This is a genomic window from Williamsia serinedens (genome assembly GCF_024171725.1).
Taxonomy (GTDB): domain Bacteria; phylum Actinomycetota; class Actinomycetes; order Mycobacteriales; family Mycobacteriaceae; genus Williamsia_A; species Williamsia_A serinedens.
Genome location: NZ_JAMTCG010000005.1, coordinates 344,610 through 357,960 on the forward strand (window position 1 = coordinate 344,610; position 13,351 = coordinate 357,960).

A 13,351-nucleotide genomic window follows, 5' to 3' on the forward strand; every position below is an offset into this window, starting at 1 on the left:
CTGTCCACAATCGACACCGATGTGTGCCGACCTGTGCACAGTGCCCACGCCGACCCTCATAGGTGCGGTTTGTGGACCTGCCGAGGGTGTATCGACTCTCAGTCCCTCAGACGCCGGGCGGCGGCGACGCCGGCACCGCCGGCGGCGCCGAGGAGGACGGCTGTGGGGAGGCCGATCTTGGCGGCCTTGCGGGCGGTGCGGTAGTCGCGGATCTCCCAGCCGCGGACGCGGGCGACGTCGCGGAGGTCCGCGTCGGGGTTGATCGCGACGGCGGTGCCGACGAGGGACAACATCGGGACGTCGTTGTGGGAGTCGGAGTAGGCGGTGCAGCGCTTGAGGTTCAGGCCCTCACGGATGGCGAGGCTGCGGACGGCGTGCGCCTTGCCCAGGCCGTGGAGGATGTCGCCGACGAGCCGCCCGGTGAACGTCCCGTCGACGCTCTCCGCGACGGTCCCGAGCGCGCCGGTGAGCCCGAGGCGGTCCGCGATGGTCTGCGCGAGCTCGACGGGCGTGGCGGTGACCAGCCAGACCTGCTGGCCGGCGTCGAGGTGCATCTGCGCGAGAGTCCGTGTGCCGGGCCAGATCTTGTCCGCGATGACCTCGTCGAAGATCTCCTCGCCCAGGCGGACGAGTTCCTCGGTCGACCGACCGGCGATGAAGCTCAGGGCCTTCTCCCGGCCCGACGCGACGTCGTCGGCGTTCTCGCGACCGGTGATGCGGAACTTGGCCTGGGCCCAGATGAACTCGGCCATGTCGCGGTAGGAGAAGTAGTCACGGGCGGCAAGACCGCGGGCGAAGTGCACGATCGACGCGCCCTGGACCAGGGTGTTGTCGACGTCGAAGAAGGCCGCGGCGGTGAGGTCGGGCGGGACGTCGGTGGGGGTGCCGGGCTCGTCGTCGAGGTGGTCGCCGTCGGCGCGGCCCCGACGCTGCAGGGTGTTGTACGCGGCCTGGGCGCTGGCCTCACCGGCCAAAGAGTGGCGCAGTTCGGCAGCGGACTGACGGAAGCGGCCGACGCGTCCCGACTGTGCGGCACGGACAGCGCGCGACGACACCCAGTTGCTGACGGTTCCGCCGGCGTCACGGTCGTCGTCGGGGGCCGTGGGGCCCTGTGTCGACGACCGCTCCGGATCGTTCTCGCCGGGCGTGTCGCTCACCGGATCGCCTCCTGCTGGTGCGGGTCTCCCAGAGTAGTCGTCGGGCCGGACGCGCCCCGAGCGCCGTCCCGGGGCGGTGGGAGGATTGTCGACGTGGCCGTCACCCTGCTCACCCGCGCCGGCTGTCCGGCCTGCGCACGCGCCCTCGATGACCTGCGACCGCTGTGTGCGGAGTTCGCGGCGGACCTGTCCGTCGTCGACGTCGACGAGGCCGCCGCCGACGACCCGGAACTGCGCGCGGAATTCGGCGACCGACTCCCCGTGGTCCTGCTCGACGGCGTCGAACACAGCTACGGCGAGGTCGACGCACCCCGACTGCGCGCCGACCTCCGGTCCAGGTGAGAGCCGCTTTGTGAACACGTTCACAAGCGGTATACCCTCGGATGCCGAATGCCCTCACCCGGCACACCGTGTGTCCGGGTCGACGCCGGAGGTGACGATGACGCGAGGTCCGCAGTCGTCGTCCCCCGATCCCGACATCGGCGGGCACATCCCGGCCGCGTCCGTCGCGCGGCTCGCCGCCTACCTGCACGTGCTGCGCACGCTGAGCGAGAACGGTGTCGTGGTGACCTCGAGCGGTCAGCTCGCGACCGCTGCCGGCGTGAACCCCGCGATCCTGCGCAAGGACCTGTCCCACATCGGCGCCAACGGCGTCCGCGGCGTCGGATACGACGTCGCGCGCCTCACCGCCCGCATCTCTCGCGCGCTGCGCACGTCGGACACGCACAACGTCGCGCTCGCCGGGGCCGGTCTGCTCGGTCGCGCACTGATCGCCCACACCGGTTTCGGCCGCGGGTTCCGCGTGGTTGCGATGTTCGACACGGATCCGGCCGTCGTGGGTACGGGATTCCGGTCGGAGGCCGTTGACATCACCGTGGCACCGATGTCGGATCTGGCGCGACAGTGCGCCGAACGCGAGGTGGACGTGGCCGTGATCGCCACGCCCGACCCCCTCGCGCAGTCGACCTGCGACGCGTTCGTCCACGCCGGCATCCGCCAGATCCTCAACGTCAGCACCGTGACGCTGCGCACGCCGCCGAGCGTGCACGTGCGCCCGGTCGACCTGGCGCTGGAGCTGCAGGTGCTCTCGTTCAACGCCTCCCGCGACGCGGTCGACCCGCCGTCGCCCGGGGGCCGGATCGATTCCCGCGACGACTGCGGGGAGAAGGTGAGCGTGTGAGCGTCTTCCTGTTCGGCGTGTCCCACCGCAGTGCACCGGTTCCGGTGCTCGAGCGGTTGGCCGTCTCCGACGGTGACCGGCCCAAGCTGGTCGACCGACTGCTGCGTGTCCCGCAGATCTCCGAGGCGATGGTGGTCTCCACCTGCAACCGCGTCGAGGTGTACGCCGTCGTCGACGCGTTCCACCCCGCACTCGAGGCGGTCGGTGACGTCCTCGGTGAGCACTCGGGCATGAGCGTCACGGAGATGACCCGCCACGCCTACGTCCGCTACTCCGAGGCCGCTGTCGAGCACCTGTTCACGGTGGCCGCGGGCCTCGACTCGCTCGTCGTCGGCGAGCAGCAGATCCTCGGGCAGATCCGGGCCGCCTACGCCAGCGCCGACGAGCACTCCTCGGCTGGCCGCGTCCTGCACGAGCTCGCCCAGCAGGCGCTGCGCGTCGGCAAGCGGGTGCACAGCGAGACCGGCATCGACCGCGCCGGCGCGTCGGTGGTGTCCGTCGCCGTCGACCGTGCGCGCGGTCTTCTGTCGGCCGACGGCGGCACCACCCTCGACACGGCGGTCGTCCTCGGCGCCGGCGCGATGGGTGGCCTGGCGGCGGCCCACCTGGCCCGCGAGGGCGTCACCGACCTCGCCGTCGTGAACCGCACGGCCGAGAAGGCGCAGCACCTCGCCGAGTCGGTGCAGGCGCACCAGGGTGTCGCCGCCCGCGCCGTCGACATGGCCGATCTCGCCGACGCCGTCGCCGACGCCGACCTGCTCGTCAGCTGCACCGGTGCAGTCGGCGCGGTGGTCAGCGTGGGGGAGATCCACTCCGCGCTCGCGCGTCGCACCCGGTCGACGCCGCTGGTCATCTGCGACCTCGGCCTGCCCCGCAACGTCGACCCGGCCGCGGCCCGACTCCCCGGCGTCCACGTCGTCGACATCGAGAGCCTGCGCGGCACGCCCGCCACCCAGGCCGCCACCGACGACGCCGCCGCGGCCCGCGACATCGTCGCCGGGGAACTCGCCGACTACCTCGCCCACCAGCGTCAGGCCGAGGTCACCCCGACGGTCACCGCCCTGCGGCAGCGCGCGGCGGAGATGGTCGAGGCGGAGATCCTGCGCCTCGAGACCCGTCTGCCCGGGCTCGACGAGCCGCAGCGCGACGAGGTCGCCAAGGCCGTCCGCCGCGTCGTCGACAAGCTCCTGCACGCTCCGACCGTGCGCGTGAAGCAGCTCGCGTCGACCCCGAACGGCGATCACTACGCCGAGGCGCTGCGCGAGCTGTTCGAGCTGACCCCCGGTGCGGCCGAGTCGGTCTCGGCTCCCGAGACGGGACTCGCCGTCGACGACGCACCCGCCGCGCGGGGAGCCCGGTGACGGGTCGGGGGACCATCCGGATCGGCACACGCGGGTCGCTGCTGGCGCGCACGCAGTCCGGGGACGTCCGGGACGCGCTGATCGAGGCCGGGCACGACGCGGAGCTCGTCGTCATCACGACGGCCGGCGACCTCTCGGCCGAGCCGGTGGAGAAGATCGGCGTCGGTGTCTTCACCACGGCGATCCGGGCCGCCCTGCACAACGGCGAGATCGACGTCGCCGTGCACAGCTACAAGGACCTCCCGACCGCGCCCGAGGAGGGTCTGACCATCGCGGCCGTGCCGCCGCGGGCGGACTCGCGGGACGCGCTGGTCGCCGCGGGTGGACGGGTGCTCGGCGAGCTGCCTCCCGGCTCGACGGTCGGGACGTCGGCGCCGCGGAGGGTCGCGCAGCTTAACGCACTGGGTCTGGGTTTGGAAATCCGCCCCCTACGAGGCAACCTGGACACTCGGTTGGGCAAAGTCGCCGGCGGCGAACTCGACGCAGTGGTGGTGGCCCGAGCCGGGTTGGTCCGCATCGGTCGCGAAGACGAGGTGACCGAGGCATTCGACCCGGTCGTGCTGCTCCCGGCGCCCGCACAGGGCGCACTCGCGGTGGAGTGCCGCTCCGACGATGCCGAACTGGTGAGCATTCTCGCCGAGCTCGACGACGCCCCATCCCGGGCCACGGTCGACGCGGAACGGTCGGTGCTGGCGGCCCTCGAGGCCGGGTGCACCGCGCCGGTCGGCGCGATCGCGGAGGTGGTGGAGTCGCTCGACGACGACGGGCGCGTCGTCGACGAGCTGTCGCTGCGGGCGGGTGTGGCCGCGCTGGACGGATCCGACGAGATCCGCGCCTCCGTGGTCGGACCGGTCGCACGCGCGGTCGAACTCGGTCGGGAACTCGCCGCAGAACTGCTGGAGCGTGGGGCCGCTGAGGTCATGCGCGACTAGCAGCCACCTCGGACGACCCCAGGAGGGGTCAGGAGAGTGCACCGCATGAGCCGCACGAAGAAGGCAAGCCCCGGTCGGATCCTGTTCGTCGGGTCGGGCCCCGGGAACCCCGCTCTGCTCACCGTCCGCGCGCGTGACGCGCTCGCCGGCGCGACCACCGTCTTCGTCGACCCCGACGTCCCCGCGGGCGTGCTCGAGCTGGTCGGCGCCGACGCCCCCGTCGTCGAGCCGACCGAGACCGACGGCGACGACACCGCCCGTGTGCGTCCCGCGCTGGGTGATCCGAGTGAGGTCGCCAAGACCCTGCTCGCCGCGGCGAAGGCCGGCGACGACGTCGTCCGGCTCGTCGCGGGCGACCCGCTGACCACCGACTCCGTCCTCACCGAGGTCTCCGCGATCGCTCGGACGTCGGTGCCGTTCGAGGTCATCCCCGGTCTGCCCGCCGCCGCCGCGGTCCCGAGCTACGCCGGCATGCCGCTGGGCTCCGGCCACACCGAGGCCGACGTCCGCGGCGAGGTCGACTGGGCCGCCCTGGCCGCCGCCCCCGGACCGCTGGTGCTGCACGCGACCGCCGCACACCTCGCCGAGGCCGCGAGCGCGCTGACCGAACACGGCCTGGCTGCGCAGACCCCGGTCGCGGTGACGGTCAACGGCACGACGTGCCAGCAGCGCACCGTCGAGGCCACGCTGGCCACCCTCAACGACTCGGCCGCCGGCCTGCAGGGTCCGCTGATCGTCACCGTCGGCAAGGTGGTGAGCCAGCGCGGCAAGCTCAACTGGTGGGAGTCGCGGGCGCTCTACGGCTGGACCGTCCTGGTGCCGCGTACCAAGGACCAGGCCGGCGAGATGAGCGATCGTCTCGTGACCCACGGCGCGGTCCCGATGGAGGTCCCGACCATCGCCGTCGAGCCGCCGCGCAGCCCCGCGCAGATGGAGCGCGCGGTGAAGGGCCTCGTCGACGGCCGCTACCAGTGGGTCGTCTTCACCTCGACCAACGCCGTGCGCGCGGTGTGGGACAAGTTCGCCGAGTTCGGTCTCGACGCCCGCGCGTTCAGCGGCGTCAAGATCGCCTGTGTCGGTGAGGCGACCGCGGCCAAGGTGCGCACGTTCGGCATCGAGCCCGAGCTGATCCCGTCCGGCGAGCAGTCGTCGCTGGGTCTGCTGGACGACTTCCCGCCTTACGACGACGTCTTCGACCCGGTGAACCGGATCCTGCTGCCGCGCGCCGACATCGCCACCGAGACCCTCTCCGAGGGCCTGCGCGATCGCGGCTGGGAGATCGACGACGTGACCGCCTACCGCACCGTCCGCGCGGCACCGCCGCCGGCGACGACGCGCGAGATGATCAAGACCGGCGGGTTCGACGCGGTCTGCTTCACCTCGAGCTCGACGGTCCGAAACCTTGTCGGCATCGCGGGCAAGCCCCACGCGCGCACCATCGTCGCGTGCATCGGGCCCAAGACCGCAGAGACGGCGACCGAGTTCGGCCTCCGGGTCGACGTGCAGCCGGAGACGGCGTCGGTGCCCGACCTCGTCGACGCGCTCGCCGAGCACGCCGCGCGTCTGCGCGCCGAGGGCGCCCTGCCCCCGCCGCGGAAGAAGGCCCGCCGCACCTCCCGGTCGTCCTGATCCCGGTGTCGGACAGCCCGATCCGTCCTGACATCCGGCCCCGTCGGCTGCGCACCTCGTCGGCGATGCGTCGGCTGGTCGCCGAGACGTCGGTCGAGCCGCGACATCTCGTGCTGCCGGTGTTCGTCGCCGACGGCATCGATGCGCCGCAGCCGATCTCGTCGATGCCCGGCGTCGTCCAGCACACGATCGACTCGCTGCGCGCCGCCGCCGACGAGGCCGTCGCAGCCGGTGTCGGCGGTCTGATGCTGTTCGGCGTCCCGAAGGCCGAGGACAAGGACGGCGTCGGCTCCGGCGCCGACGACCCCGACGGCATCCTCAACCGCGCCCTGCGTGCGCTCCGGAACGACCTCGGTGACGCGACGGTCCTCATGGCCGACACCTGCCTCGACGAGTTCACCGATCACGGGCACTGCGGTGTCCTCGACGACCGCGGTCGCGTCGACAACGACGCCTCCGTCGAGCGGTACGTCTGGATGGCCGTCGCGCAGGCGGAGGCAGGCGCGCATCTGCTCGGTCCGAGCGGGATGATGGACGGCCAGGTCGGCGCGATCCGTGCCGGACTCGACGACGCCGGCTTCCTCGACACCGGCATCCTCGCCTACACCGCGAAGTACGCGTCGGCCTTCTACGGGCCGTTCCGCGAGGCCGTCGCGAGCACCCTCCAAGGGGACAGGCGTACCTACCAGCAGGACACCGCGAACCGGGGCGAGGCGATGCGCGAGCTGGACCTCGACCTCGCCGAGGGCGCCGACATCGTCATGGTGAAGCCGGCGATGAGCTACCTCGACATCGTCCGCGACGTCGCGAACGTCGTCGACGTGCCGGTCGCGGCGTATCAGATCTCGGGGGAGTACGCGATGATCACCGCCGCCGCCGAGCGCGGCTGGATCGACCGCGATGCCGCGATCGTCGAGTCGGTGACCTCCATCCGCCGCGCGGGTGCGTCGATCGTCCTCACCTACTGGGCGACGGAACTCGCGACCCGGCTGCTCTGAGCGCACGACTACCCTGGCGGCCATGTCAGACCGGTTGAGCCCACCGCCGGGCGGGTCCGCGCCGGAACCCGGCGCGAAGCCGACCCTCCCGTCGCAACTGGCGATCGCCACCGAGTTGTGGCTGGTCGTCGTCCTCGGTCAGGCCGTGGCCTACGCCGGCCAGTACCCGACGGCGTCGGACTCGGTCCGGGAGGCCGCGCGCAACGCCTCGTCCGGGGCGTCGGCCGAGGAGATCCGCACGTTGACCTCCACCGGGACGGTGGTGGGCGTCTATGTCGCCGTGGGCGTCCTGCTGTCGGTGCTGTCGTTGCTCGTCGTGTGGCTGGCCCGTACCGGCCACAACTGGGCCCGGATGGTGCTCATCTTCTTCAGCGCGTTCATCGTCGTGCAGACGGTTCTCGGGCTGTTCGGCGACGGTGCCGCGTCCTGGACGACGATCCCCGCGGTGCTCAGCGGCGTCGCGGCGCTCGGTGCGGCCTGGCTGCTGATGCAGCGTGACGTCGAGACCTTCTGCCGCGCGATGGCCGCCTTCCGTAAGGGCGGCGCCGGGGGAGGCCCGCCCTCGGTCGGGCAGCCGCCGTATCCGCAGCAGCCCTACCAGGCACCGCAGCAGCCGTATCAGCCGCCGCAGCAGTCGTACCGACCCCCGATGCAGCCCGGCCTCGACCCGTCGGCCCGGTACGACCCGCACGCCCATGACCCGCAGGGACCTCCGCGGTACACCCCGCCACCCACCGCGCCGGGGTCGTATGGCGCACCCCCGCCGCTGTACCCGTCGTATCCCGAGCGTCGGTCCGACGGGGACGCACAGTCCGGCGGATGGGAACCCGCGCGGGGCGAGAACGTGCGCGAACGCCGCCCCGGCCGACCCGACGACGTCGCCGGTGACCGCCCCGACACCTCGGGCCGCGACGACCGGGGAGAATGACCGCCGTGACCGACAAGAAGCTGCCCGCGGACCCCTCGACGCCCAAGCAGGCGCTGTGGGCGATGCGCCTGTGGATGGCATCTGGTGTGTTGTTGCTCGTGACCGCGGTGTACTCACTGGTCGTCGGGATCGCCGCCGGCAGCGCGTTCCCGATCGGGCTGGCGGTGGTCTGCGTGATCGCCGGCGCGGTGACCCTCGTCCTGCGCCGTCGCGCGGGCGCCGGTGACCCGCGCTGGCGGTCGTCGGTGGCGGTGCTGACGCTCGTGGTGACCGTTCTCGGCATGCTGCTCGCGGTGCTGCTGGGCATCCCCTTCGTGCTGCTGTGCGGTCTCGTCGGCCTGGTGGGGTCGATGCTCGCGTACCGGCCGGCCGCCGAACCCTGGTTCGAGCGTGGCTGAGCAGCCCGACGCCGCCGAGCCGGACGAGGGCGACCCGACCTCCGGGGCGGAGGATCTCCCGGCGCACCCCGAGGCCGATCTCCCCCCGCCCGAGGAGCGCGGCGAGGTGCTGTTCCGCGAGTCGGGCGGCAGCTGGTGGGTGGTGCTCATCGGACCGGTCCTCGTCGCGGCCGTCGTCGCGGTCGAGGCCAGCGGGCCCGGTCGGATCCACTGGCCGGTGCTGTCCATCTTCTTCGTGATCCTGACCGGCTTCTCCGCGCTGCAGGTCTACGCCGCGCGTCAACACGTGAGCGTCGAACTCACCGAGACGACGCTGCGCCAGGGCGTCCGGACCATCCCGCTGTCGGACATCGCGACCATCCACCCCGAGAACCCCGGGGGCGACGCCAGGAAGTGGGAGAGTGCCCCGGCGCTCGGCGAGCTGTCAGGGGTGCCGCGGCGCCGGAAGGGCGTCGGACTGACGCTGACGTCGGGGTCGCTCGCGCAGGCATGGGCCCGTGACCACCAGCGGTTCCGTCAGGAACTCACCGAGGCGCACATGGCGGTGCAGATGGGTCTGGGACCGCGGAAAAAGCAGGACGAGGCGTGACCCGACAGCGGCTGCTCGTCGGGGTCACGCTGGTGGTCGGACTGCTGCTGGTCGCGGCCACGGTCTGGCTGTCGGTCACGTCGGTGCAGACGGCGGCCTACCCGCCGTTGCAACTCGACGGTCGCACGGTGGCGGGCGCCTACAGCCTCACCGAGGTGCGGGGTGACCGCGTCGGGGCGGCGACGGTGTGCGCCGTGGCTGCCGTCGCCGCCCTCGCGTGGTGTGCGTCGGCGATCAGGGCTGCATCGCGACGGTGAGCAGGGCCGGCGGCACGCCGAACGCGTCGACGAGCGTCTGGGCGTGCGGCCGCAGCTGCGCGCACAGCTCGTTGATGCCCCGGCGGATCGCCTTCGCGCGCTCCACCGAGATGTGGCGGTGCATGAGGAACCAGCCGATGTCCGACTCGATGGTCGAGTAGACGTACAGGTCGCAGACCTTCCACAGCAGGTCCTTGGCGGACTTCGAGTCGCACGAGTCGATCGCCGAGATGAAGGCCTCCAGCACGACGCGCTCGATGTGCGCCTGCCCCACCTTGAGGATGTGGTCCTGCGCGTCGTTGAAGACCTCGAACTCATCGGCGTCGTCGGACAGTGCGCGGCGCATGCGGTTCGCGGCCGTGCGCAGCAGGTGGTCCTCACGGTTGCGGAACAGACGGATCTGCGTGCCGCGGTTGGTCAGGTCCGACTGCTCGGGGTCCTCGTCGGAGGAGTCCATCAGCGTCTGCACGACCTGACGGGCGGCCGACTTCTCGAGGAACACGTCGCGCGCCATCCCGGCGATGAACCGTGCCCACCCGCGGGTGTCGTATCCCTGGACCTCCTCGGCGTAGGCCGAGAGGAGTTCCTTGGCGACGAGCTGCGTGAGCACGGTGTTGTCACCCTCGAACGTGGTGAACACGTCGATGTCGCCGCGCATGATCGGCAGCTGGTTCTCCGACAGGTATCCGGCACCACCGCACGCCTCGCGACACACGTTGATGGTGTGCGACGCATGCCAGGTGGTGGCCGCCTTGAGGCCTGCAGCGGTGCTCTCCAGCTGACGCTGACGACCGGCCATCGAGTCGTCGCCCTCGGTGTTCTCCGGGTTCGCCGACTGCACCTCGTGCAGCTCCTCGATCATCTCGTTGATCGCGAACTGCAGTGCGTAGGACTTCGCGACGAGCGGCAGCAGCTTGCGCTGGTGCGCGCGGTAGTCGAGCACGGGGATCTCGTCGTCGCCCGACGGCGCGTCGAACTGGCGGCGCTGCGTGCCGTAGTTGACCGCGATGGCCAGCGCCTTGCGCCCGGCGGCGCCCGCGGTGGCGCCGACGCTCGCGCGCCCACGGATCAGCGTGCCGAGCATCGTGAAGAAGCGGCGGTTGTCGCTCTCGATGGGTGAGGTGTACGTGCCGTCGGGCTCGACGTCGGCGTACTTGTTGAGCAGGTTCTCGCGCGGGATGCGCACGTGGTCGAAGCGCAGGTTGCCGTTGTCGACGCCGGCGAGACCACCCTTGGGGCCGTCGTCACCGATGGTGACGCCCGGCAGCGCGTTGCCCTCCTCGTCGCGGATGGGCACGACGAAACAGTGCACGCCGCGGCTCTCGGGCTTCTCGCCCGGACCCGCCGTGACCAACTGTGCGAAGACGGTCGCGATCCGCGCGTGCTTGGCCGCGCCGCCGATGTAGTCCTTGGTCGCCGACGGCGTCGACGAGTGGACGACGAACTCGTCGGAGTCCTTGTCGTAGGTCGCGATGGTCTCCAGCGCCTGGACGTTCGAGCCGTGGCCCTTCTCGGTCATCGCGAAGCAGCCGAGGAGGTCGAGATCGATGAGCGGCGTGACGTACTTGTCGTGGTGACGCTTGGTGCCGAGGTTCTCGATGGCGCCGCCGAACAGGCCCCACTGCACGCCCGCCTTCACCATCAACGACAGGTCGGCGTAGCCGAGCATCTCGATGGCGGTCACCGAGGCGCCCACGTCGCCGGTGCCGCCGTGCTCCTCGCGGAAGCCGTAGGCGGCGAAGTCGAGCTTCGCCAGCTCCTGCATCTTGGCGAAGGTGGCGTCGCGCGCCTCGTCCATCGTCAGCGTCGGGTCGGGCAGGAGGTCGGCGCGATCCATGTGCTGCCGCGCGTACTCGCGCAGCCCGCGCCAGCGGCCGTCGAGGACGTACTTGAGGTTGTCGACGAGCATCTTCCGATCGGACTCGGCGTCGTCGGTCGTCGAAGCGACTGCCGCGGAGGCCGCGGACGGGTTCTCGGGTGCAGGTGCGACGGTCATGACCCCACGGTAGGCGTGGGCGGCGCGCGGGGGACGGCATCGTTGGTCACAGTTGCCGAGCAAATGCTCACCGGTCACGCCGGCGGATAACAGCCCGATAACGGACACCGCGGTCGATGCCTTGGGCACGCCCCGAAGATGCTGTCGCGGTGCAGGACTCGGTCGAAAATCAGCCGACCGAAGGTCTGGCACTCGTCTATGCCGAGTGCTAAATTGGGTGGCGCAACAGCGACCGGCCCGGCAGGGGCGGGGCCGGATGTCACGAACTGGACACAGGAGGTGTTGTGGCGATGCTGCGCTTCGATCCCTTCACGGAACTGGACACCCTCACCCGTGGACTGCTGAACGGCTCCCAGGCCGGCTCCCCGCGCGTGCCGCGGTTCATGCCGATGGACCTGTGCAAGGTCGACGACCACTACCTGCTCACCGCCGATCTGCCCGGCGTGGACCCGGGCTCGATCGACGTCGACGTGGACAACGGGACGCTGACGCTCTCCGCGCAGCGGACCGCGCGCTCCGACGACTCGGTGCAGTGGCTGTCGGGTGAGCGGTTCTTCGGCACCTACCGCCGCCAGCTCAGCCTGGGCGACAACATCGACGCCGCGGGCATCACCGCGTCGTACGAGAACGGTGTGCTGACGGTGACGATCCCGGTGGCCGAGCGCGCGAAGCCGCGCAAGATCGAGGTCGCCCACAGCGACACCCCGCGCTCCATCGAGGCCGAGTCGGCCTCCTGACCCCTCGCGTGGAGGTGGTCGTGTGACGCGGTGACACCACGCCCGCGGACCCATCCGGTCCGCGGGCGTCGTCGTGTCTGCGGGCCGCGACGTGCAGCGCATGACCTTTCTCGTCGAAAGGAAACGCGGGGGAAACACTTCGTGTGCAGAATGTCCCGGGTTCGTTCGTTCGGCGAAGGGTGACGTGTGGCGGGGTATCTCGCGCGGAGGTTTCTCAACTACCTCGTCCTGTTGTTCGTCGCCACGTTCCTGACCTACGTCCTCGCGTCGCTGACCTTCGATCCGCTGGCCAACCTGCTCGGCCGCAACCCACCACCGGCCCCGGAGGTCATCGCGGCGAAGCGCGCCGCCCTGCACCTCGGCGACAACCCCGTCGTCCGCTACTTCGCGTGGCTGCGCGACCTGCTGACGGGCGATTTCGGCGAGACCGTCGCCGCGGGCTCGGTCAACGACGAACTGTGGCGACGGATCCTCGTCTCCCTGCGACTAGTCGTGCTCGGCACCGTCCTCGGCGCGGTGATCGGCACGCTCATCGGTGCCTACAGCGCCGTCCGGCAGTACAAGCTCTTCGACCACATCGCCACCATTGCGACATTCGTGCTGCTGAGCGTCCCGGTGTTGGTCCTGGCGCCCGTCCTGAAGTACGCGGCCGTCCAGGTCAACGAGGCGACCGGCTCGACGGTCTTCCAGTACACCGGCGAGACGTCGACGACCGTCGCGCCCGGTCTGTGGCCCGACCTCGTCGACCGAGCGCAGCACCTCGTCGTCCCGACGCTCGTCCTGATCCTCTTCACCCTCGGGAGCTACAGCCGCTACATGCGCGGATCCATGCTCGACGAGCTCGGGTCCGACTACATCCGGACCGCACGCGGGAAGGGACTCACGAAGGGCCGCGCGGTCTTCCGGCACGGCTTCCGCACGGCCCTCATCCCGATGGCGACGCTGTTCGCGTTCGGTATGGGCGCGGTCATCACCGGTGCGACGTTCACCGAGCGCGTCTTCGGGTGGTACGGGATGGGCGACTGGCTCGTCTACGGCATCACGAGCCAGGACATCAACATCACCATGGCGGTGTCGTTGTTCTCCGCGCTCGCGGTGCTGATCTCCGGGATGCTGACCGACATCCTCACCGCCGCACTCGATCCGCGGGTGCGAGTGTGATCGCGCCCCGATCCTCGATCTCAGGAGG

Annotated in this window: 14 protein-coding genes; 12 read left to right on the plus strand and 2 right to left on the minus strand. The window is 71.1% G+C overall.

Going from position 1 to position 13,351, the window contains the following annotated elements; all coding sequences use genetic code 11:
• Nucleotides 1–98: 98 nt before the first annotated feature.
• Nucleotides 99–1,307 carry an HAD family hydrolase gene (locus LX12_RS15130; RefSeq protein WP_372505055.1) on the minus strand — a complete coding sequence of 403 codons (1,209 nt, stop codon included), beginning with the start codon at nucleotides 1,305–1,307 and terminating at the stop codon, nucleotides 99–101.
• Here LX12_RS15130 and LX12_RS15135 point away from each other — a divergent pair.
• The 10 genes from LX12_RS15135 to LX12_RS15180 all read left to right on the plus strand — a co-directional run bounded on the left by LX12_RS15135 (nucleotide 1,251) and on the right by LX12_RS15180 (nucleotide 9,429).
• Nucleotides 1,251–1,499 (plus strand): glutaredoxin family protein, encoded by a 249-nt coding sequence (locus LX12_RS15135; RefSeq protein WP_253655404.1) that lies wholly within the window; start codon nucleotides 1,251–1,253, stop codon nucleotides 1,497–1,499. The two genes, LX12_RS15130 and LX12_RS15135, sit on opposite strands and share 57 nt — an antisense overlap.
• Nucleotides 1,500–1,596: 97 nt before the next feature.
• Nucleotides 1,597–2,337, plus strand: a complete 741-nt coding sequence (locus LX12_RS15140) for a redox-sensing transcriptional repressor Rex (protein ID WP_253655405.1) — start codon at nucleotides 1,597–1,599, stop codon at nucleotides 2,335–2,337.
• Entirely contained in the window at nucleotides 2,334–3,698 is a 1,365-nt protein-coding gene (locus LX12_RS15145) for a glutamyl-tRNA reductase (RefSeq protein ID WP_253655406.1), read from the plus strand. The genes LX12_RS15140 and LX12_RS15145 overlap by 4 nt, the downstream gene beginning before the upstream one ends.
• On the plus strand, nucleotides 3,695–4,630 hold the full coding sequence (gene hemC, locus LX12_RS15150) for a hydroxymethylbilane synthase (protein WP_253655407.1): 936 nt from the start codon (nucleotides 3,695–3,697) through the stop codon (nucleotides 4,628–4,630). Before LX12_RS15145 ends, hemC begins: the two co-directional genes overlap by 4 nt.
• A gap of 45 nt (nucleotides 4,631–4,675) precedes the next feature.
• Nucleotides 4,676–6,259, plus strand: a complete 1,584-nt coding sequence (locus tag LX12_RS15155) for a bifunctional uroporphyrinogen-III C-methyltransferase/uroporphyrinogen-III synthase (protein ID WP_253655408.1) — start codon at nucleotides 4,676–4,678, stop codon at nucleotides 6,257–6,259.
• A gap of 20 nt (nucleotides 6,260–6,279) precedes the next feature.
• A complete protein-coding gene (gene hemB / locus LX12_RS15160) occupies nucleotides 6,280–7,257 on the plus strand; it encodes a porphobilinogen synthase (protein ID WP_253655550.1) in 978 nt (325 codons plus the stop codon).
• Between the two features lie 22 nt (nucleotides 7,258–7,279).
• The gene (locus LX12_RS15165) at nucleotides 7,280–8,185 is read left to right on the plus strand and encodes a DUF4231 domain-containing protein (protein WP_253655409.1); all 906 of its coding nucleotides are present in this window, start codon (nucleotides 7,280–7,282) and stop codon (nucleotides 8,183–8,185) included.
• Between the two features lie 5 nt (nucleotides 8,186–8,190).
• A complete protein-coding gene (locus LX12_RS15170; protein ID WP_253655410.1) occupies nucleotides 8,191–8,583 on the plus strand; it encodes a hypothetical protein in 393 nt (130 codons plus the stop codon).
• Entirely contained in the window at nucleotides 8,576–9,172 is a 597-nt protein-coding gene (gene mce1N, locus LX12_RS15175; protein ID WP_253655411.1) for a transport-regulating membrane protein Mce1N, read from the plus strand. Before LX12_RS15170 ends, mce1N begins: the two co-directional genes overlap by 8 nt.
• Nucleotides 9,169–9,429, plus strand: a complete 261-nt coding sequence (locus LX12_RS15180) for a hypothetical protein (RefSeq protein ID WP_253655412.1) — start codon at nucleotides 9,169–9,171, stop codon at nucleotides 9,427–9,429. Before mce1N ends, LX12_RS15180 begins: the two co-directional genes overlap by 4 nt.
• On the opposite strand, the gene LX12_RS15185 is transcribed toward LX12_RS15180, so the two are convergent.
• Entirely contained in the window at nucleotides 9,407–11,425 is a 2,019-nt protein-coding gene (locus tag LX12_RS15185; RefSeq protein WP_253655413.1) for an acyl-CoA dehydrogenase family protein, read from the minus strand. The two genes, LX12_RS15180 and LX12_RS15185, sit on opposite strands and share 23 nt — an antisense overlap.
• A 290-nt stretch (nucleotides 11,426–11,715) precedes the next feature.
• Here LX12_RS15185 and LX12_RS15190 point away from each other — a divergent pair, with 290 nt between their 5' ends.
• Nucleotides 11,716–12,162 (plus strand): Hsp20/alpha crystallin family protein, encoded by a 447-nt coding sequence (locus LX12_RS15190; protein WP_253655414.1) that lies wholly within the window; start codon nucleotides 11,716–11,718, stop codon nucleotides 12,160–12,162.
• A 186-nt stretch (nucleotides 12,163–12,348) separates the two neighbouring features.
• Nucleotides 12,349–13,323 (plus strand): ABC transporter permease, encoded by a 975-nt coding sequence (locus LX12_RS15195; RefSeq protein WP_253655415.1) that lies wholly within the window; start codon nucleotides 12,349–12,351, stop codon nucleotides 13,321–13,323.
• Nucleotides 13,324–13,351 lie beyond the last annotated feature (28 nt).

Bases quoted from the DNA above. Each gene is read 5' to 3' on its own strand.
- LX12_RS15165 (WP_253655409.1), top strand. From the start codon at position 7,280: ATGTCAGACCGGTTGAGCCCACCGCCGGGCGGGTCCGCGCCGGAACCC.
- LX12_RS15190 (WP_253655414.1), top strand. From the start codon at position 11,716: ATGCTGCGCTTCGATCCCTTCACGGAACTGGACACCCTCACCCGTGGA.
- LX12_RS15185 (WP_253655413.1), bottom strand. From the start codon at position 11,425: ATGACCGTCGCACCTGCACCCGAGAACCCGTCCGCGGCCTCCGCGGCA.
- LX12_RS15155 (WP_253655408.1), top strand. From the start codon at position 4,676: ATGAGCCGCACGAAGAAGGCAAGCCCCGGTCGGATCCTGTTCGTCGGG.
- LX12_RS15140 (WP_253655405.1), top strand. From the start codon at position 1,597: ATGACGCGAGGTCCGCAGTCGTCGTCCCCCGATCCCGACATCGGCGGG.